The following is a 20107-nucleotide window of genomic DNA, read 5'->3' as shown; positions in this document are numbered from 1 at the left end:
GCCATTTATATGCCAACAAGTAGTAATGAACAACAATACCAACCATTAACTTTTGATGCAATTAAAATCGGGCTGGCTTCACCGGATAAAATTATGGACTGGTCGAGAGGTGAGGTTACGAAACCTGAGACCATCAATTATAGGACACTGAAACCAGAAAAGGACGGCCTTTTCTGTGAAAAAATCTTCGGACCAAGCAAGGATTGGGAATGCCACTGCGGGAAATATAAGAAAATCCGTTATAAAGGGGTAGTCTGCGACCGATGCGGCGTAGAGGTGACGAAGGCCTCTGTCCGCCGTGAGCGTATGGGGCATATTGCGCTGGCAGCGCCGGTTTCCCATATCTGGTATTTTAAAGGGATTCCCAGCCGTATGGGTTTGATCCTGGACATCTCCCCGAGGACGCTGGAAAGGGTATTGTATTTCGCATCCTATATTGTATTGGATAAAGGGGAAACAGACTTACAGTACAAACAAGTACTCTCCGAGGCAGAATACCAGGAAGAGAAGGAAAAGTGGGGGTATGGAGCTTTTCGGGTAGGCATGGGGGCAGAGTCCATCCAGGAGCTCCTCCAGGCAATTGACCTGGAGAAAGAATATACGGAACTCCAGGCGGGCCTTGTAAATGCCACAGGCCAGAAGCGTGCCAGGATCGTAAAGCGCCTGGAAGTGGTGGAGGCATTCCGGGAATCGGGCAATAAGCCGGAGTGGATGATCCTCACAGCAATTCCCGTTATCCCGCCAGATCTGAGGCCGATGGTACAGCTGGACGGAGGACGTTTTGCGACTTCAGACTTGAATGACTTATACAGGAGAATTATTAACAGGAACAATCGCCTGAAGAGGCTGCTGGAACTGGGGGCGCCGGATATTATTGTGCGGAACGAGAAGCGTATGCTGCAGGAAGCGGTGGATGCCCTGATTGATAATGGCCGCCGTGGGCGTCCGGTTACAGGTCCGGGAAACAGAGCCTTGAAGTCTCTTTCTGATATGCTCAAAGGTAAGTCAGGGCGTTTCCGCCAGAATCTTCTTGGGAAGCGTGTGGACTATTCAGGGCGCTCTGTTATTGTAGTAGGCCCTGAACTCAAGATTTATCAGTGTGGCCTTCCAAAAGAGATGGCCATTGAGCTGTTCAAGCCTTTTGTTATGAAAGAGCTTGTCGCCAATGGAACTGCACACAATATTAAAAATGCAAAGAAAATGGTAGAGCGGCTGCAGCCGGAGGTCTGGGATGTGCTGGAGGAAGTCATTAAAGAGCATCCGGTTATGCTTAACCGTGCCCCCACGCTGCACAGGCTGGGTATCCAGGCGTTTGAGCCGATTCTCGTGGAGGGTAAGGCGATTAAGCTTCATCCCCTTGTTTGTACTGCCTACAACGCAGACTTTGACGGAGACCAGATGGCGGTCCATGTGCCGCTGTCAGTAGAGGCACAGGCAGAATGCCGTTTCCTTCTGCTCTCCCCGAATAACCTTCTGAAGCCGTCAGATGGAGGGCCCGTTGCGGTGCCGTCACAGGATATGGTTCTTGGTATCTACTACCTGACTCAGGAGAGGCCAGGCGCCAAGGGAGAAGGGATGTTCTTTAAAAATGTGAATGAGGTTATCTTGGCTTATGAGAATGGATATATTACACTGCATTCCAAGGTTAAAGTGCGTATCTCTAAGACAATGCCTGATGGGTCTGTAAAATCTGGCATAATTGAAGCTACCCTGGGAAGGCTCCTCTTTAATGAAATCATCCCCCAGGATCTGGGATTTGTAGACCGTGAGGCAGAAGGGAATGAGCTCTTACTGGAGGTGGACTTCCATGTAGGGAAAAAACAGCTAAAACAAATTTTAGAGAAGGTAATCAATACACATGGAGCGACCCAGACAGCAGAGGTGCTGGATGATGTAAAGGCAATCGGGTATAAATATTCAACCAGGGCCGCCATGACAGTATCTATTTCCGATATGACAGTACCCCCTGAAAAGCCGCAGATGATTGAAACTGCCCAGAATACAGTGGATAAAATTACAAAGAACTATAAACGTGGCCTTATCACAGAAGAAGAGAGATACAAAGAGGTCGTGGAGACCTGGAAGGCCACAGATGATAAATTGACAGAGGCATTGCTTTCTGGCCTGGATAAGTATAATAACATCTTTATGATGGCAGATTCAGGCGCCCGTGGTTCTGACAAGCAGATTAAGCAGCTTGCAGGTATGCGCGGGTTGATGGCAGATACGACAGGACGTACGATCGAGCTTCCTATTAAGTCTAACTTCCGTGAAGGGTTAGACGTACTGGAGTATTTCATGTCTGCACATGGAGCCCGTAAAGGTCTGTCTGACACAGCCCTTCGTACAGCCGATTCTGGATACCTTACCAGACGACTGGTTGACGTTTCCCAGGAATTAATTATCCATGACAGTGACTGCATGGAGGAGGGAAAAGAAATACCAGGCATGTATGTAAAAGCTTTCATGGACGGCAATGAGGAGATTGAGAGCCTTCAGGAGCGTATAACGGGCCGTTTTTCCTGTGAAGATATTAAAGATAAAGACGGCAATGTGATTGTGAAAGCAAATCACATGATCACGCCAAGGCGGGCAGAAAAAGTCATGAAGAATGGTGTGGATGAGAATGGAAATACACTGGAGAAAGTAAAAATCCGCACTATCCTCACATGTAAATGCAAGAACGGCGTATGCTCTAAGTGCTATGGGGCGAACATGGCTACAGGCGAGGCAGTACAGGTGGGAGAGGCCGTCGGTATTATTGCAGCTCAGTCTATCGGAGAGCCAGGCACACAGCTGACCATGCGTACTTTCCATACGGGCGGTGTTGCCGGTGATGATATTACCCAAGGTCTTCCCCGTGTGGAGGAGCTTTTTGAGGCAAGGAAGCCGAAAGGACTTGCGATTATTACGGAGTTTGCAGGAACTGCCACCATCAGCGATACAAAGAAAAAGCGCGAGATTATTGTGACAAACGATAAGACAGGTGAGTCAAAGGCATACCTTATACCATATGGTTCCCGCATTAAGGTGCAGGACGGAGCAGAGCTGGAGGCCGGCGACGAGCTGACAGAGGGTAGTGTAAACCCACATGATATCCTGAAGATCAAGGGACTGCGGGCAGTGCAGGACTATATGATTCAGGAAGTACAGCGTGTATACCGCCTGCAGGGCGTTGAGATCAATGATAAGCACATAGAGGTGATCGTGCGCCAGATGCTGAAGAAAATCCGTATCGAAGAGAAGGGAGATTCTGAATTCCTTCCAGGCACTATGGCAGATGTACTTGAATTTAACGAGGTGAATGAGCAGCTCGAGGCAGAGGGAAAGGATCCCGCAGCAGGTGAGCAGATTATGCTGGGTATCACAAAGGCGTCTCTTGCAACAGATTCCTTCCTGTCAGCGGCTTCCTTCCAGGAAACAACGAAGGTCTTGACAGAAGCGGCTATTAAAGGGAAAGTAGACCATCTGATAGGCCTGAAGGAAAATGTTATTATCGGTAAACATATTCCTGCAGGTACAGGTATGAGAAAGTACAGGGATGTGAAGCTAAGTACCGAATTGAGCCTAGACGATGAGATTGACTTTGAAGAGGATATGGATCTGAGTGAAGATTTAATATTGCCCGAAGTATAGAGAATGATAAAAAGGTAAGCAGTCCCGGAAGAGGACTGCTTACTTTAGACTGTAGATAAAATTGGCGTTGGAGCCTAACTTCAGCGCCAATTTTATCTACAGTCTGAAGTGGCTCCCTTGTTGGGGCCACTTTTATTTTTAGGAGGCTTGGCGTAGCCATTTAAAAAATACATGGATAATAATAAAAACAAAAAAGTATTAGATAGTATAATGCTTGGAAATATTGTCAGAAATATAAATACTTGCTTGTTTTAAATCTTTTAACAGTTTATTAAAAATCCCTTTCACTTTTACTGAAGGTGCAGCAATACTCAGCGTTCCGTCTAAAGCACCTTGTTTATCAAATATTGGAACAGCCACACTGCTGATACCTTCATCAATTTCTTCGAATTCAGTTGCATACCCATTATGATAGACATCATTTATCATTTGAATAAAAGCCTCCCGTTCAGTAATTGTATACATGGTTAGTTTGTCTAAGGGAACATTTAGAACTATTTTTTGGCGTTCAGTTTCTGGCATGTAAGCAATACGTAGTTTACCTGATGCCGATGCATGTAGCGGAAGATTAGCACCTGATTTTGGAGCATATGAATAAGTTGAATTAGTTGGTTCAACAGTCTCCACGGTATAAATATTTCTATAAAAACTAATTTGTAGCCAAGAAGAAATCCCATAATTTTCTGTTATTTTCTCCATGCGGGGATGTGCAATATCTCTGATACGCTGTATTTGATTTTCATATACTAGTTTTGATTTTGTTAGAAATTCATATCCAAGTGCATAGGTTCCATGTTCAGCATCTCTGGATAGGAAACCATTTACTAAAAGTGTTTGTGCCAAACCACGAGCTGTGTTTATATTAAGTTCTAATTTTGAGCTGATTTCTTTTAAACTAATACTGTGACCAGCATCTCCAACGCAATTCAAAATATCTATGGCTCTTTGTACCGATTGTATTGTCTTAATTTCATTTTTCATAGTTTTCTCTCTCCCTTGGTAATTGTGCATAAAAAAAATAGGATTAATTGAATAACATTAACAATATTTTGATTTTTCACGACAATGCCGTCTTATTAATTGTATTATCGTTTTATTCTGATATTATAACCGTATAAATAAACTATGTCAATTTAGTATTAGTGAAAGCAAGGAGACAAAGCAATGACTGATATAAAAAGAATTCTAGCTGATATTGAAAATCTAAAACACATTTCAGAACCTTGTGAAGCAGGCACTACAAGGATAGGATTTACTGATATTTATCGAAAAGGTGCAAATTATTTCAAACAACGTATGAAAGAGGCAGGATTGAATGTTAGAGAAGATGAAATCGGAAATGTATATGGGCGCTTAGAAGGTTCCCAAAAAGAATTACCAGCTATCTTGTCTGGATCACATTTGGATACTGTGAGATGTGCAGGAGCATATGACGGGATTGCAGGCGCGGTCTGCGCTCTTGAAGCAGCCCGCATGATAAAAGAGCAAGGAATAAAATTACGCCATCCCTTTGAAGTAATAGGAACTATTGAGGAAGAAGGTACCCGTTTTGGGCAAGTATTACTTGGAAGCCAATACATAACAGGCGTATTTGGTGAAAAAGAATTAGATACAATACATGATGACACAGGTTTGTCTTTAAGAAAGGCTAAGGAATCTTATGTATTAAAAGATGCTTGCCCTGCATATAGAACCGATAATGAAATATTGGCATTTCTAGAATTACATGATGAACAAGGGCCAATACTTGAAAAGGAAAAAATTGATATTGGGATTGTTGAAAATATAGTAGCTGTCTCGTGGCTTACGGTGACTGTCACAGGATTTGCCGGCCATGCTGGTACAGTACCAATGTTGTACCGAAAAGATGCAGCAACGGGAGGCTTTCAATTGGCAACACAAATTACAAATTATGTTACTCAGAATTATGTTAACAGTGCTACTGCAACGATTGGAAGAATAGAATTGTTTCCAGGTTCCACCAATTGTATTCCAGACAAATGTATTTTTACTGTAGATTTACGTTCAATAAAACTATCACATATAGAAGAAATAACTAATTTTATTCAACGTGAGGCCAAGGCGGCAGCCCAGAATTGTAATGTAAATATTGAAGTAAAAATTAACTCAAATAAAAGACCAATTAAAATGAATCAGGATTTATGCCATGTAATTGAAAAAAGCTGTGAACAATTGGGATATTCCTATAAGGCCATGAATAGTGGAGCAGGACATGATGCGATGATACTATCATCTCGATGGCCGACGGCAATGATGTTTATCCCTTGTAGAAAAGGTATTACACATAATCCGGCAGAGTATGTTTCACCAGAAGCTCTTGCCAAAGGAACAGAGGTATTATACCAAGCTATTATTGCATTGGATAATGAGAAGTAAGAACATGCGTAGCATTTCTTATAAATGAAATAAAATATTTAAGGAGGAAATTAAAAATGGAAAACAAAGAAAAAACTGAAGGCACAGTAAGTATGAAAGACAACGAAAGTAAGGAACCTGTATCGTGGGCGACTTTATTTTGTAGATTATTCGCGCACCTATCAAAAGAAGTTGTTGAAAAATTTGGAGAGGAAGGAGAGCAAGCTATCCGAGACGGCGTTTGGAATTTTGGTGTGGAAAGAGGTCGAAATATTGCTGAACGTGCTAAAGCAAATGGCGGTGAAGCCAATGTAGAAAATTACCTTCCGAATTATGATATGGGAAGAAGCGATGATTTTACGGCACAAAATACATATGGAGATAATCAAGTAGAACAGTTATTTTCTCAATGTGGATTTGCAGACCAATGGATTCAAGATGGAATGGAAGAATATGGGAAATTATATTGTGACATGATAGATCCTGCCATAGCACATGGTTATAACGAAGATTTAGAATGTATCCATGACAGACGTGTTTATGAAGATGGTGTTTGTTCATTCTGTTTCCGCATGAAAGATAAGAAAGCAGAGTAATCTTTAATTATGAGGAGATAAAAACATGGATCAAAATATCTATGATAATTATGTTGCAATTTTAAAAAGCGAGCTTGTTCCGGCCCTTGGCTGCACGGAACCCATAGCGATAGCTTATGCAAGCGCTAAAGCAGTTGAATTACTTGGCTGTCAACCGACTCATATCGAGATGCTATGTAGCGGAAATATAGTAAAAAATGTACAAGGAGTTACAGTGCCAAATTCAGGAGGGTTGAAAGGCATAGAAGCAGCAGCAATACTAGGTGCATTAGGTGGAAATGCGTCTCGGGAATTAGAAGTATTAGAAGATATATCTCCAAGTGTTAAAGAAAAAACCGCTGAACTTGTGGGGACCGGCTATTGTAATAGCACATTAGCAAAAGAAGTAGAAAATTTATATATCCTTGCTACAGTTTGGTTTGAAAATCATAACGCAGAGGTGGAAATAAAAAATAAACATACAAATATTGTCCGTATGGCAGTAGACGGTAAAGAAGTTTACCATTGTGATACGGAAATGAAAAGTATTGAAAAATTTGGAGATAAAAGGCTATTAAATATCCATGACATTTTAGAATTTGCTGATACCGTAAATATAGAAGATATCAGAGATTTATTAGATAATCAGATTGATATGAATACAGCAATCTCTGACGAGGGATTAACTGGTGATTATGGTGCATGTGTCGGCAAAACTTTACTTCAGACTTATGGAGACGATATAAAAATACGCGCAAAAGCACGAGCGGCAGCAGGCTCAGACGCGCGTATGAGCGGATGTTCTTTGCCGGTTGTTATTAATTCGGGAAGTGGCAACCAAGGAATGACTGCATCCTTGCCAGTTATAGAGTATGCTAAGGAAATTGGAGTGACTAAAGATAAGTTGTATAGAACCCTTGTTGTTAGTAATCTTACAGCCTTACACCAGAAAAAGTACATTGGTAATCTATCTGCTTATTGCGGGGCGGTTAGTGCTGCTTGTGGAAGTGGTGCAGCAATCACATACCTTTATGATGGTGATTATGATGAGGTTTCTAGAACTATAATTAATACTATTGCAAATGTAGGAGGAATCGTTTGTGATGGAGCTAAACCATCATGTGCAGCGAAGATAGCTTCAGCAGTAGATGCAGCCATAATGGCTCACTATTTAAGTGTAAACCATCATGTTTTTGAAGATGGGGAAGGTCTTGTGCAAAAAGATGTAGAACGTACTATTCGCAATATTGGAGAAGTAGGCAGAGAGGGTATGAAATCTACAGATATTGAAATTTTAAATATTATGCTTTCAAAAAATGTGGAGAAAACAGAAAATAATTACCAAGCAGTAGAATCAAGTACTGTGTGTTAAGACAACAATAAATGATTGGTTTTGTTAGAAACGATAATAGCATCTCGATGATATTTTAGTTATTAAATTAAGACTAAAAAAGAAATCTATAGGAGACTAATTTTATGGGAGATAATAAAGCATCAAAGTCTAGCGCTAATGGAGTGCTGTATCATAAATATACTTTAAAGGAAAAACTTAAAAATATGGGGCCAGGGATACTTGTTGTGGGAACTTTTATGGGGCCGGGATCAATTACAAGTGCTACTCGAGCAGGCGCTGATTTTGGATATACTCTATTGTGGACAGTTGTATTTTCTATTATAGCAGTAATTGTTTTACAAGAAATGGCATCGAGGTTTGGTATTGTTACACAGACTGGATTAGCAGACGGGATTGTCTCATATTTAAAAGATAGGCCTACAGTAAAAGCCATAATGAAAGCGGTTATAGCTATTTCCATATCACTAGGTGGAGTTGCCTATATGGGTGGAGACTTAACAGGTACAGCAATGGGTGTATCTACCATATCAGGCATTCCTTCAAATATAGTGGCTGCCGTATGGGGGTGTTGTATACTTATAATCATAAACATTAGTAATGATATATTAGGAACACTTATGAAATTGCTATCTGTTACAGTGACTATTATGGCTATAGTTTTTACAGTAACAATGATAGTAACAAAGCCAGATGTAAGCGAAGTATTCGCAGGGTTAGTTCCCAGGATACCAAAAGGCGCAGCTTTAACATGTGGGGCAATGATAGGTACGACTGTAGTGCCCTATAATATGTTTATTCACGCAACTAGTTCTAAAAGAACATGGTCTGATCCAAAACAACTTCCACTTTCTCGTTTCGATACAACAGTAACAATGATAATTGGAGGAATTATAACAGCAGCTATCATGATCAGTGCAGGCACAGTTATTCGTGGACTTGAAGTGAATTCTGCCGCAGATATGGCAGTTGCATTAGAGCCGCTATTGGGGCGTTTTGCTAAACCATTTTTATGCATAGGGATGATAGCAGCCGGTGTTTCAGCCTCTACAGGGACACCTCTAGGAGTATCATTTGTTCTATCTGGATTATTTGGATGGAAAACTGAAAAAAGTGACAAGCGATACTTTTTCACAAATATTATTGTTCTTGCTATTGGCATTATTGTTGCATTATCAGGATTCCAACCTGTAAAGATTATTATGACTGCTCAGGCTGTTAATGGAATTTTCCTTCCAGTAGTTGTATTTTTGCTGATTTATTTGACTAGTAGAAAATCCCTAATGGGAAAATATAAAAGTACACCCATCCAAACTTTTCTAGGCTTTTTGGTTGGGTTAGTAACGCTTATAGTTGGAATAAGTAGTATTATATCATTTTTTTAAGAGCAATTACCTCATGCTTTTAATCCCATAGAGATATTGAATAAAAGGATTTTGTCTGCAATCTGAGGTAAGCAGTCCCTAAAAATAGGACTGCTTATCTTTTGCTTTTTTAAATAAATGTTTTGGGAATTATCAGGCCAGCAGCTGTATGGCCGTAGAAATGCGGGAAGCCTTTTTTCTTACTAATCGGTTAATTTATACCCATAGCGCGCTTTTCTGTACAGCTTCCATACGATCACAGCTGGAAAACTAAGGGCTAAATATACAGTGGAAATAACCCCCGCTGATCCTCCTATGATCATTAAAATAATCATTCCTATATTTCCTGTATCCATGTAAATACACTCCTTTAATATTGAATTTATTTTCACTTTTTTTATTTTAAAGGATTGAGTATGGAAAGAAAAGCAATTACAAAGGTTCTTAGCGCAATTTTAACTTCAGGATAGTGCTGCTTTTTAATCAACAGATATAAGGCATGTACAAGGCTCTAAAGGGCGTCTGAAAATTCATCCTCTTTCATGCGGTACCCCACGCCTACCTCTGTGAAAATATACTGGGGTTGGGCCGGATCTGCCTCAAGCTTCCTGCGTATATTTGCCATATTTACCCGCAGGATCTTATTGTCGCTGTCGGCATAAGGCCCCCATACACTGGCGAGAATGGCGGCATAGGTCATAACTTTCCCAGAATTTTGGGCAAGGAATGAAACAATCTTATATTCAATAGGGGTCAGATGGATTTCCTCACCGTCAATTGTTAAAAGCCGCCTGGAGAAATCCAGAATCAGGCCTCCGCTTTGGTAGGGGCGGATATAAAGAGTACTGTCAGTCATCAGTTTGTTACTGTGCCTGAGGGAGGCCCGGATACGGGCCAGAAGCTCAGATGTGCCGAAGGGTTTGGTTATATAGTCATCAGCTCCACAATCCAGGGCCAGTACTTTTTCCTTTTCTGCAGTCCTGGCAGAAATAACAATAATGGGGGTGCTGGACCAGGTGCGTACTTCACGGATAATCTCGCCTCCGTCCATGTCGGGAAGTCCCAGGTCCAGCAGAATAATGTCAGGGCACTGGGAGCGGATAATATCCAGGCCTTCACCTCCGCGGTCTGTACAGAGAACTTTATAATCGTGCTTTTTTAGTACTTTAGATACAAAGGTTTGTATATTCTTTTCATCTTCTATAATTAAAACCGTAAATTTATGCGTCATATTCATTCACCCTTTCAGTGGGAGGATAAAAGTAAATTCAGCACCATTGCTATGGTTAGAAGCTGTAATTGTTCCGCCATGGGCCGTTATAATTGTTTTACAGATAGATAATCCGATGCCGATGCCTTTACGGCGGTCGGTTGAATTGCTGATATAATTCCCTGTAAAAATTGAAGGGATCTGTGACTCATCCAGGCCCACCCCGTAGTCACGTATGGTAAATATAACCTCGTCGGCAGTGCTTTTGATGATTATATCTACAGTCCTTGAGCTATTGGCATGCAGCCAGGTATTTTCGAGAAGGTTAATCAGAACTTGCTCTATCAGTGTGGCATCCATTGGAAGCATTAAGAACTCCTGGGGCATGTCCACGTGTATTTTTAATTCGGGATACCGTTTGTGTACCCGCAGGATAGCCTCTGCCACAACCTCCTCTACGACCTCCAGTGATTTTTTGACCTTTCCAGAGTCATTCTGTATACGGGTCACAGTGAGGAGGTTCTCAACCATATTTAAGAGCCAGTTGGCATCTTCATTTATATTGGCGACCAGTTCTAATTGTTCAGCTTGGGATAAATTCTCCTGGTCTTCAATAAAAGAAGCAGAGGAACCTATAATACTGGTCAGCGGCGTCCTAAAATCATGGGAAACTGCTCTTAGAAGGTTAGCGCGTATTTTTTCCTTGTCCGCTTCGGCAAGCTTGCGCTCACGCTCGTCCAAAGCTTCTTTTTGTTTTTTTAGCCTGGTAGTTGTTGTGCTGGTAATAATACTGATAGTCAGCATACCCAAAAACGTGACAGGATACCCGTCCAAAGTGAAATCCATCTTAAAAAATGGATAAGTAAAAAATGTGTTTACCGCAGCTACACAATATACCGCGGCTGCGATCCCGTACAGATATCCCCGTGTGTTCAGGGCAATGATAATCAGGGTCAGAATATAGACCAGGGCAATATTGACCGAGTTCTTATGGCCAAAATGAAAAAATAAAAATGCAAGGACCGTTGATGCGCACAGGCATACAAAGGTTAAAGACAAATTTTTAAATAGGTTCTTCAATTTTATCACCTCATTGTTTCATAAAACAGACATATTTATGGGCAGGCTTTTTAAAGATGCCGGCTAAAACTGAGATAAAACAGGTGAATCAGTCATAAGTATGGATGCATTTCTATGTCCGGTTTTTCAGGAAGGCCTGCAGATAAATCTGCGGATTAAAGTATATCATAATTTGGTCAAAAGCTACAGGAGATTTGAAAAAATTAGCGATAAAAATAACAATAAGATTCCTCTCAGACTGATTGACATGTTGCTTAAATAGCTATACAATTATAGAGGTATGTTAATAAAATTTGCATGGAATGTGCAAGAAAAAGGAGGACTTATTAATGGACACAGGCAAGTTGAACAGAATACTTAAAGCAATGGAAGAGAAGGACATGCCGCAGATGATTATTGCGGATCCGCTTACTATCTTCTGGCTGACAGGAAAGATGATCGTACCAGGAGAGAGGTTATTGGCTCTTTACCTGAATGTAAATGGAAACCATAAACTGATGATTAACGAGCTGTTCCCACAGGAGAAGGATCTTGGGGTTGAGCTGGTATGGTATAATGATGTGCAGGATGGCGTTGAGATTCTGTCACAGTTTGTTGAAAAGGATAAAGCTATCGGCATTGACAAAATCTGGCCTGCAAGATTTTTGCTCAGATTACAAGAATTGGGTGCTGGAAGTAAGTTTATGAACGGCTCTATGATTGTGGATTATATAAGGATGATCAAGGATGAGAAAGAGCAGGCATTGATGCGTGAATCATCAAGGCTGAATGATATTGCCATGGAGAAGCTGATTCCCTGGGCAGGGAAAGGGATGACCGAGAGAGAGCTCAATGAGAAGATCCGTGAGATATACAAGGAACTTGGCTGCGAGGATGTTTCTTTCGACCCGATTACAGCTTATGCGAAAGGCGCAGCAGACCCACATCATGTAACAGATAATTCAAAAGGCAAACGCGGGGATTGTGTAATCCTTGATATTGGCGCATTCAAAGACAGTTATGCATCTGATATGACAAGGACGGTATTTATTGGTGAGGTTTCCGATAGGGCAAAGGAAATATATGACATTGTAGTTGAAGCTAATATGCGGGGGATTGCAGCAGCTAAACCTGGCAACAGAATGTGCGATGTTGATGCTGCATGCCGTGATTATATTACAGAGAAGGGATTCGGCCCGTACTTTACACACAGAACAGGCCATTCTATCGGACTGGAGGATCATGAGTTTGGCGATGTATCTTCTGTCAACGAGGATATTATTAAGCCGGGACAGTGCTTCTCAGTAGAACCAGGAATCTATCTGCCGGATGAAGGGATTGGCGTACGTATCGAGGATCTTGTCCTGATTACAGAGGATGGATGCGAGGTGTTAAACCACTTTACTAAGGATTTGATTATTGTTCCTGAGGAAGCATAAGTCCACCGGGTTGGCCAGCATATGTTTAGGATATAAAGGCGGCCGGGCAGGGGTATGAAATACAAATAAGGCATAATAGCGGCCATCCTGAGTATATTCGGTTTGAAGAGACTACAGGTTTTGGCCGCTTTTTACTGTTCCAATAGCCGAAGGCCAGGCTCTGTATAAGAGTGGGGCCTGGCGGAGAGAAGCATATGGGCGGAATGTCAGTTTTTATAAAGTGATTATGTTTATACGTCAGGAGGGGTGAGATGAAAACAGCATTATACTTGGTTCCAGTGACAGGAATTTTAACATTGTTTTTCGCTGTGTATCTGTCAGTAAAGGTTAAGAGACAATCGGCCGGAAATGATAAAATGAGGGAGATAGCCAACGCAATCAGTGAAGGTGCAAAGGCCTTTCTGGCGGCTGAATATAAAATTCTGGTTATTTTTGTAGCTGTACTGTTTATTTTAATAGGAGTTGGTATTGGAAGCTGGGTGACGGCAGCCTGCTTTGCTGTGGGCGCACTTTTTTCTACGCTGGCCGGATATTTCGGCATGGACGTGGCCACGAAAGCTAATGTCAGGACGGCAAATGCGGCGAGGAGCGGGGGAATGAATAAAGCATTGTCTGTCGCATTTTCAGGCGGGGCAGTGATGGGCATGTGCGTGGCAGGATTGGGCGCCCTGGGGGTTAGCCTTGTGTATATTTTGACCGAAAATGTTGAAGTGTTATCGGGTTTTAGTTTGGGAGCCTCCTCTATTGCATTGTTTGCACGTGTGGGAGGTGGGATTTATACAAAAGCGGCTGATGTAGGTGCAGATCTGGTTGGCAAAGTAGAAGCCGGGATTCCCGAGGACGATCCCAGGAATCCTGCGGTTATTGCGGATAACGTGGGAGATAATGTGGGAGATGTGGCAGGCATGGGGGCGGATCTTTTTGAATCCTACGTAGGGTCTCTCGTATCGGCTATTACTTTGGGGGTTGTTTATTATAAAGCTGCAGGCGCCATGTTCCCGCTGGCTATCGCTGCCCTGGGCCTGATAGCGTCTATAGCGGCAACATTCTTTGTGAAGGGGGATGAGGGATCTAGTCCCCATAAAGCCTTAAAAATGGGAAGTTATGTATCCTCTGGACTTGTGGTGGCAGCATCTATTATTTTGAGTAAAATCGTGTTACATAATTTTAGCGGGGCAGTGGCAGTGATTGCAGGCCTTGTTGTTGGAGTCCTGATTGGGATAATTACAGAAATTTATACTTCTTCAGACTATAGATTTGTAAAGCGGATCGGTGAACAGTCTGAGACAGGGGCTGCAACTACAATCATAAGCGGCATTGCTGTGGGTATGCAGTCGACAGCTGCACCTTTGCTGCTGATATGCGCCGGCATACTGGTTTCTTTTTGGGCCAGCGGCCTATATGGCATTGCCCTGGCGGCAGTGGGGATGCTGTCTACAACGGGTATCACGGTGGCAGTGGATGCCTACGGCCCCATTGCAGATAATGCAGGGGGAATCGCAGAGATGTCGGGCCTGGACAGGTCTGTCCGTGAAATCACGGACAAGCTGGACTCTGTAGGAAATACTACGGCAGCCATGGGCAAGGGATTTGCTATTGGCTCAGCGGCGCTGACGGCATTGGCTCTTTTCGTATCCTATGCGAATGCTGTGAAGCTGGATACGATCGATATTTTGGATTACCGGGTCATAATTGGTCTGTTCATAGGCGGGATGCTGACTTTTTTGTTCTCAGCATTTACAATGGATTCGGTTTCCAAGGCAGCATATGAGATGATAGAAGAAGTCAGAAGGCAGTTTCGTGAGAACCCGGGTATTATGAGGGGGACACAGAAACCGGATTATAAGTCCTGTGTGGCAATTTCTACCACGGCAGCTTTGAAAGAGATGCTCCTGCCAGGGACAATGGCAGTGGCTGCCCCTCTTTTAGTAGGAATTGTACTGGGGGCGGAATCCCTTGGCGGAATGCTGGCCGGAAGCCTGGTCACAGGGGTTCTGATGGCAATTTTTATGTCAAATTCAGGCGGCGCCTGGGATAATGCCAAAAAGTATATCGAAGAAGGGAACTATGGCGGCAAAGGGAGTGAAGCCCATAAGGCAGCCGTTGTGGGGGATACTGTGGGGGATCCGTTTAAAGATACATCAGGCCCGTCTATAAACATCCTGATAAAATTAATGACCATAGTATCGTTGGTTTTCGCACCTTTATTTCTGTCTATAGGAGGATTGATTTAGAGAAGGGGAGCTGCAGGCTGTGCAGCTCCCCGATTTGTCAGGACACTCTGAAAAGATATTATACTGTTTCTGAAAGGGTGTTCCCTGCATTGGTGTATTGAGAAAGCACATGCTGTATCCTCTCATTGGGATTGAGAAGAGTGCTGATAGATCCGTCGTGGTTGAGGGTATCGATCAGGAGGGCAATGTATTTGCTCATGTCACAGTTGATATAGTAGGGCCTGGAGAGGAGCTCTGGAGACTGATAGATTAGGTTGGTAGTTAAAATTCCGGTAATGATGCCATCCTCATAGGCCTTATCAAATTTTTTCATGCCATTTGTGAAAAGGCCAAAGGTTGCAGCCGCATAAATACGGTTGGCCTTGCGCCGTTTCAGCTCAGTAGCCACTTCAATAATACTGTCGCCGGAGGAAATCATATCATCTATGATAATCACATCCTTTCCTTCCACTGAGCTGCCCAGAAATTCGTGGGCAACAATAGGATTCCGGCCATTTACAATCCGGGTATAATCCCGGCGTTTATAGAACATGCCCATGTCCAGTCCGAGTACATTGGCCAGGTAGACAGCACGGTTTGTCCCACCCTCATCGGGACTGATGACCATCATGTGCCTGCTGTCCATCTGCAGGTCCTCCACATTGCGCAAAAGAGCCTTTATAAACTGATACGTAGGAGGAACTGTCTCAAAACCGCTGAGGGGGATTGCATTTTGGACACGGGGGTCATGGGCGTCAAAAGTGAGGATGTTGTCTACGCCCATACGGACAAGTTCCTGTAAGGCGAGGGCACAGTCCAAAGATTCCCTTCCATTTCTTTTATGCTGCCGGCTCTCATATAGGAATGGCATGATAACATTGATACGGCGGCCTTTGCCTTCAATAGCGGCAATGACCCGCTTCAAATTCTGAAAATGATCATCAGGCGACATATGGTTTATGTTTCCTGTCAGTGAGTAGGTAACATTGTAGTTGCATACATCCACCAAAAGATATAAATCCTTTCCACGGACAGATTCTTTAATAATCCCTTTTGCCTCACCAGAGCCGAATCTTGGTACACTGGCATCTATAATATAATTGTCCCTCTCATAGCCGGAGAATGCGATATCCTCTTTGTGCTCGATGGCACTTTCACGCCTCCATTGCACAAGATAATCGTTGACCTTTGCCCCAAGCTCCTCGCAGCCCGGCACCAAAATCAGGCCGAGGGCCCCTACTGGTATATTTTCTAAATTTCTTTCTGTGCGGTGTAACATGAATGATCCTCCCTGTTTCGTAATTTCTTTTTAATTCTGATATCGTCGCCAATCAGCTTCAGCATCGTGTATTTGCTTGTAATTCTGGAGAACGCCCTTTCAGTATAGAGGTCAGCCAGTGTATCCAATGATAAGTTGGTTGATATAATACTGGATTTACGGCTCAAGAGCCTTTCATTGATGCAGGTAAAAAATTGAGAAGCTATAAATGAATTTGTAAATTCGGTGCCTAAATCATCGATTATCAATAAATCACAGTCAAAGATATATTCATATAAATTCTGTGCATCAATATTATTTTTATCGAATGTATTTTTGGCAAGTATAGAAAAGAATTTGGAAGCCGAAAAATATAGAACAGAAAATTCTCTGTCCATTAGCTCCTTGGAAATACAGTTCGTGAGGAAAGTCTTTCCTACCCCCACATCGCCATATAAAAATAAATTGTGAAATTCCCGGCCAAATGAGTCGGTAAAATGATGGCATATTTGAAGGGCATCCTGTATTACTTGTAATGAAGAACGCCCTGTTTTTGGATCTATGTAGTTAGCTGAATAAAAGTCCAATGAAAAAGTATTAAAATTCTCAAGCTTTAATATCTGTTCTAGGTTTGACTGCTTATAGAGGATACGGATTACCTTCTTTTTAAAACAGTGGCATTTTTGATTATGAACGTATCCTGTATCCTGGCAGTCCGTACACTCATAGACAGGTTCTAAATAATCGTCAGGAAAGCCTGAGCCATGCAGAAGCCTTTTTTTCTGCTCCCGGAGCATAGAGAGCTCATTTTTCAGGGAGTCCACTGCGTGCTCGTCCCCATTGAGAAATTTCCGGCCATATTGTACAGACAGAACAGAGATGGAATGATCCAAAGATTCAAATTCAGGGATCATCTTGTATACTTCCTCATAGCGCTGGGCCATAATATCACGGCTTTGAAGCTGAAGCCGTTCATAACCGCGCATAATTTCCTGGTATTGAGATGGTTTGAGTCCCACAGGCATACTCCTTCTAATTACTGTTTAATAGTTGTTCTTCCAAAGAATCCATATCATATGCCCGTCTCTCGAAATTGTTCAAATTCTTTGAGACAGGTTTTGGCCTGGCTTCCGAAGATCTGCGGGCAGCCTTTTCCTTTTGGTAAGCAGTATCTAGCGCTGCAATGTCTTTCAGGTGGCGGACCTGGTTATCGTACCACCTGGTAAGTATAGTATCTGCATAATCAAAGCTGGGCTGATGGGTAGCCGCGATGGTACGGCTGCAGGCCTCCTGAATAATATCCAGAGTAAACCCATACTGTTCTGTCCATTTACGGATAAGGGCAACCTCACCGGGGGCAGGGCCTCTTCCACGGATGCCAAAAGCGCCAAGTACTGTATAACAGTTCTTATTGTAATCTGCTGAACGCTGTTTAGCCTGCTCTACTGTTACTATACCGCTGTCATTCCAGGAAAGGGCGACTTTCTGAATATAATGGATACTTTTATGGCCGTTCTCAACACAGGACTCAATTAAATATTCGATTAAATCGGCAGACATGTTTAAGGACTCATAAAAATATGTAATGGCATCTACATCTGTCCTGGACAAAGTCTTGCCCAGATACTGCTCCGCAATAAAGAGCAGAGATTTCATCTCCTTCTGTGCCTTAAAAGAAGTTAAAGGGATGGCGTTATTGCCCAGGGCGGGTTCAGAGGGCGCCTGGGGCATGTCCCCATGGCAGCCGGCATCCGGGGATAGGAAAGAATCTTTAGGGACGGTCACTCTTCTTGATACGGGAGAAGGGGTCCGCTCCAGTCCAATTCCGATTATCCGTCCATTCTCATCATTCTCCAGACTTAAAAGGCCTTCGGATTCCCAGTATCTGAAGGCTCTCAATATATCATTCTCAGTATTATTCAGACAGTCGGCAATTGTGGAAACTGTCAAACCAGAACAGGAATCATCCAAATGCCTAAGTAAAAACAAATAAACTTTTACAAACTCACCGTTGGCTGCCGCCATATAATTATCTATAAAATCATTTGTAACCAGGGTCACATTTGCCTGGAATTTGTTTTTCAGAGTTAGTGTTTTCATTTTGTATTCCCACCCTTTGATTTTCCTATTTCGTCTCTCATGCGTAAAGGTATTATAGCACCATATTGAAGATGGAAAAAGCACTTTTTCGTGGGTAACTCAAGGTTTTTTGTAGATAACTCTGTGTGGAAAATGTGGATAAGTCCTATTTTAAGAGATCTTCTCCGATGTTTACAACATCCCCTGCCCCCATAGTTATCAACAAATCTCCGGAAGAACAATTTGTACGGAGGAAATTCTCGATATCGTTAAAGGAAGGGAAGTAATGGACATCGGTCCCCAGAGTACGGATCTCCCCCGCAAGGTCCTGGGACGAGATGCCAAGGGTATCTGTTTCCCGCGCTGCATAAATATCCGCTAAAACTACATGGTCAGCGTGAGACAGGGCCTCGGCAAATTCACGGAAAAAAGCCTTAGTCCTAGTGTAGGTATGGGGTTGGAACACACACCAGAGTTTTTGATGGGGATAGTGCTGCGCTGCCTTTAGAGTGGCGGTAATTTCAGTTGGATGATGAGCATAATCATCTACGATTGTAACGCCGCCCACAGTTCCCTTGTATTCAAAACGGCGGTCAGTGCCTGAAAAGGACAGCAGCCCTTTCTGGATCACATCCATAGGGATATGAAGCAGCTCTGCCACTGCTATTGAAGAGAGGGCGTTGGATACATTGTGGTCTCCGGTAACGGAAAGGGCGATATGTTCTGCCAGGGTGCCGCGGCGCACAAGGTCAAAAGAAACTCTCCCCTTTTCATCATACTGGATGTTACGGGCGCTGTAGTCTGCATCCGCCGAGCTGCCGTAGCGTATAATATGGCAGTTCAGCCCGTCACAAATTTCTGAGCTGTCTTTAATATCTGCGTTGAGGACCAGCGTTCCGTCAGCAGGGAGCAGTGCGGCGAACTGGTGGAATGAATGGCGGATATCTTCGAGATCTTTAAAAAAATCTAAATGGTCTTCTTCTACATTGAGTATGACGCTTATTTTAGGGAAGAAATGCAGAAAACTGTTTGTATACTCGCAGGCTTCAGTTATGAAGGTACCTGAACTGCCCACACGGATATTTCCGCCGATTGCTTTAAGGATTCCTCCTACTGATATAGTAGGGTCTGTTTTGCCTTCCAGGAGTATATGCGAAATCATGGACGTAGTAGTAGTTTTTCCATGGGTACCAGAAACTGCAATAGGTGTCTCATAATTTTTCATGAGCTGGCCAAGAAGTTCAGCGCGGGACAGCATGGGGATCTTTTTAGAAACGGCTTCAATAAGTTCTGCATTATCACGGCTAATGGCGGCAGTATAGACAATGCACTGAATGCCGTCAATGATATTTTCTGCCTTCTGTCCATAAAAAATCTGAGCGCCTTTTTCCTCTAATTGTATAGTTAATGGTGATTTCCTGGAATCTGAACCGGAAACTGTAAAACCTTCTTTCAGCAATATTTCAGCCAGTCCGCTCATACTGATACCGCCAATTCCTATAAAGTGTATGTGGATTGGCTTTTCAAAATCAATTTTATACATAAAT

General features: G+C 42.7%; 15 protein-coding genes. 7 read left to right on the top strand and 8 right to left on the bottom strand.

The window, feature by feature from the left end:
* The first annotated feature begins 9 nt into the window (after nucleotides 1-9).
* Complete coding sequence (gene rpoC, locus EFA47_RS13705) at nucleotides 10-3636, top strand: DNA-directed RNA polymerase subunit beta' (protein ID WP_122643786.1); 3627 nt, start codon at nucleotides 10-12, stop codon at nucleotides 3634-3636.
* 198 nt (nucleotides 3637-3834) lie between these two features.
* Here rpoC and EFA47_RS13700 read toward each other — a convergent pair whose 3' ends face one another.
* Nucleotides 3835-4617, bottom strand: coding sequence for an IclR family transcriptional regulator (locus tag EFA47_RS13700; protein WP_164690007.1), 783 nt, complete (start codon nucleotides 4615-4617; stop codon nucleotides 3835-3837).
* Nucleotides 4618-4800: 183 nt separating this feature from the next.
* Here EFA47_RS13700 and EFA47_RS13695 point away from each other — a divergent pair, with 183 nt between their 5' ends.
* The 4 genes from EFA47_RS13695 (at nucleotide 4801) to EFA47_RS13680 (ending at nucleotide 9323) form a co-directional block, all read left to right on the top strand.
* On the top strand, nucleotides 4801-6033 hold the full coding sequence (locus EFA47_RS13695; protein ID WP_122643784.1) for a M20 family metallo-hydrolase: 1233 nt from the start codon (nucleotides 4801-4803) through the stop codon (nucleotides 6031-6033).
* A gap of 56 nt (nucleotides 6034-6089) precedes the next feature.
* Nucleotides 6090-6608, top strand: coding sequence for an L-2-amino-thiazoline-4-carboxylic acid hydrolase (locus EFA47_RS13690; RefSeq protein WP_235853268.1), 519 nt, complete (start codon nucleotides 6090-6092; stop codon nucleotides 6606-6608).
* Nucleotides 6609-6633: 25 nt separating this feature from the next.
* Nucleotides 6634-7959 (top strand): L-cysteine desulfidase family protein, encoded by a 1326-nt coding sequence (locus tag EFA47_RS13685; protein ID WP_122643783.1) that lies wholly within the window; start codon nucleotides 6634-6636, stop codon nucleotides 7957-7959.
* A 104-nt stretch (nucleotides 7960-8063) separates the two neighbouring features.
* Complete coding sequence (locus EFA47_RS13680; RefSeq protein ID WP_235853267.1) at nucleotides 8064-9323, top strand: Nramp family divalent metal transporter; 1260 nt, start codon at nucleotides 8064-8066, stop codon at nucleotides 9321-9323.
* Nucleotides 9324-9505: 182 nt separating this feature from the next.
* Here the strand turns inward: EFA47_RS13680 and EFA47_RS19915 are convergent, their stop codons facing one another.
* From EFA47_RS19915 to EFA47_RS13670, 3 genes are all read right to left on the bottom strand, one after another.
* Nucleotides 9506-9658: a hypothetical protein gene (locus EFA47_RS19915; protein WP_164690006.1), complete on the bottom strand. Its 153-nt coding sequence runs from the start codon at nucleotides 9656-9658 to the stop codon at nucleotides 9506-9508.
* A 155-nt stretch (nucleotides 9659-9813) separates the two neighbouring features.
* Nucleotides 9814-10533 (bottom strand): response regulator, encoded by a 720-nt coding sequence (locus EFA47_RS13675; RefSeq protein ID WP_122644552.1) that lies wholly within the window; start codon nucleotides 10531-10533, stop codon nucleotides 9814-9816.
* Nucleotides 10534-10539: 6 nt separating this feature from the next.
* Nucleotides 10540-11592, bottom strand: coding sequence for a sensor histidine kinase (locus EFA47_RS13670; RefSeq protein ID WP_122643782.1), 1053 nt, complete (start codon nucleotides 11590-11592; stop codon nucleotides 10540-10542).
* A gap of 329 nt (nucleotides 11593-11921) precedes the next feature.
* Between EFA47_RS13670 and EFA47_RS13665 the strand changes: the two genes are divergently transcribed.
* Nucleotides 11922-13010: a M24 family metallopeptidase gene (locus EFA47_RS13665; protein ID WP_122643781.1), complete on the top strand. Its 1089-nt coding sequence runs from the start codon at nucleotides 11922-11924 to the stop codon at nucleotides 13008-13010.
* A gap of 251 nt (nucleotides 13011-13261) precedes the next feature.
* Nucleotides 13262-15244: a sodium-translocating pyrophosphatase gene (locus tag EFA47_RS13660; protein ID WP_122643780.1), complete on the top strand. Its 1983-nt coding sequence runs from the start codon at nucleotides 13262-13264 to the stop codon at nucleotides 15242-15244.
* 58 nt (nucleotides 15245-15302) lie between these two features.
* On the opposite strand, the gene EFA47_RS13655 is transcribed toward EFA47_RS13660, so the two are convergent.
* The 4 genes from EFA47_RS13655 to murC form a co-directional block, all read right to left on the bottom strand.
* Entirely contained in the window at nucleotides 15303-16502 is a 1200-nt protein-coding gene (locus EFA47_RS13655) for a ribose-phosphate pyrophosphokinase (RefSeq protein WP_122643779.1), read from the bottom strand.
* Nucleotides 16475-17500 carry an ATP-binding protein gene (locus EFA47_RS13650; RefSeq protein ID WP_122644551.1) on the bottom strand — a complete coding sequence of 342 codons (1026 nt, stop codon included), beginning with the start codon at nucleotides 17498-17500 and terminating at the stop codon, nucleotides 16475-16477. Before EFA47_RS13650 ends, EFA47_RS13655 begins: the two co-directional genes overlap by 28 nt.
* A 13-nt stretch (nucleotides 17501-17513) precedes the next feature.
* Nucleotides 17514-18581, bottom strand: coding sequence for a DnaD domain protein (locus EFA47_RS13645; RefSeq protein ID WP_122643778.1), 1068 nt, complete (start codon nucleotides 18579-18581; stop codon nucleotides 17514-17516).
* 145 nt (nucleotides 18582-18726) lie between these two features.
* The gene (gene murC, locus EFA47_RS13640) at nucleotides 18727-20103 is read right to left on the bottom strand and encodes a UDP-N-acetylmuramate--L-alanine ligase (RefSeq protein ID WP_122643777.1); all 1377 of its coding nucleotides are present in this window, start codon (nucleotides 20101-20103) and stop codon (nucleotides 18727-18729) included.
* Nucleotides 20104-20107 lie beyond the last annotated feature (4 nt).

Source organism: Luxibacter massiliensis, from assembly GCF_900604355.1.
GTDB classification, from domain to species: Bacteria; Bacillota; Clostridia; order Lachnospirales; family Lachnospiraceae; genus Luxibacter; species Luxibacter massiliensis.
The sequence above is the reverse complement of the archived record's forward strand: the minus strand, read 5'-3'. Positions and strand labels throughout refer to the sequence as shown.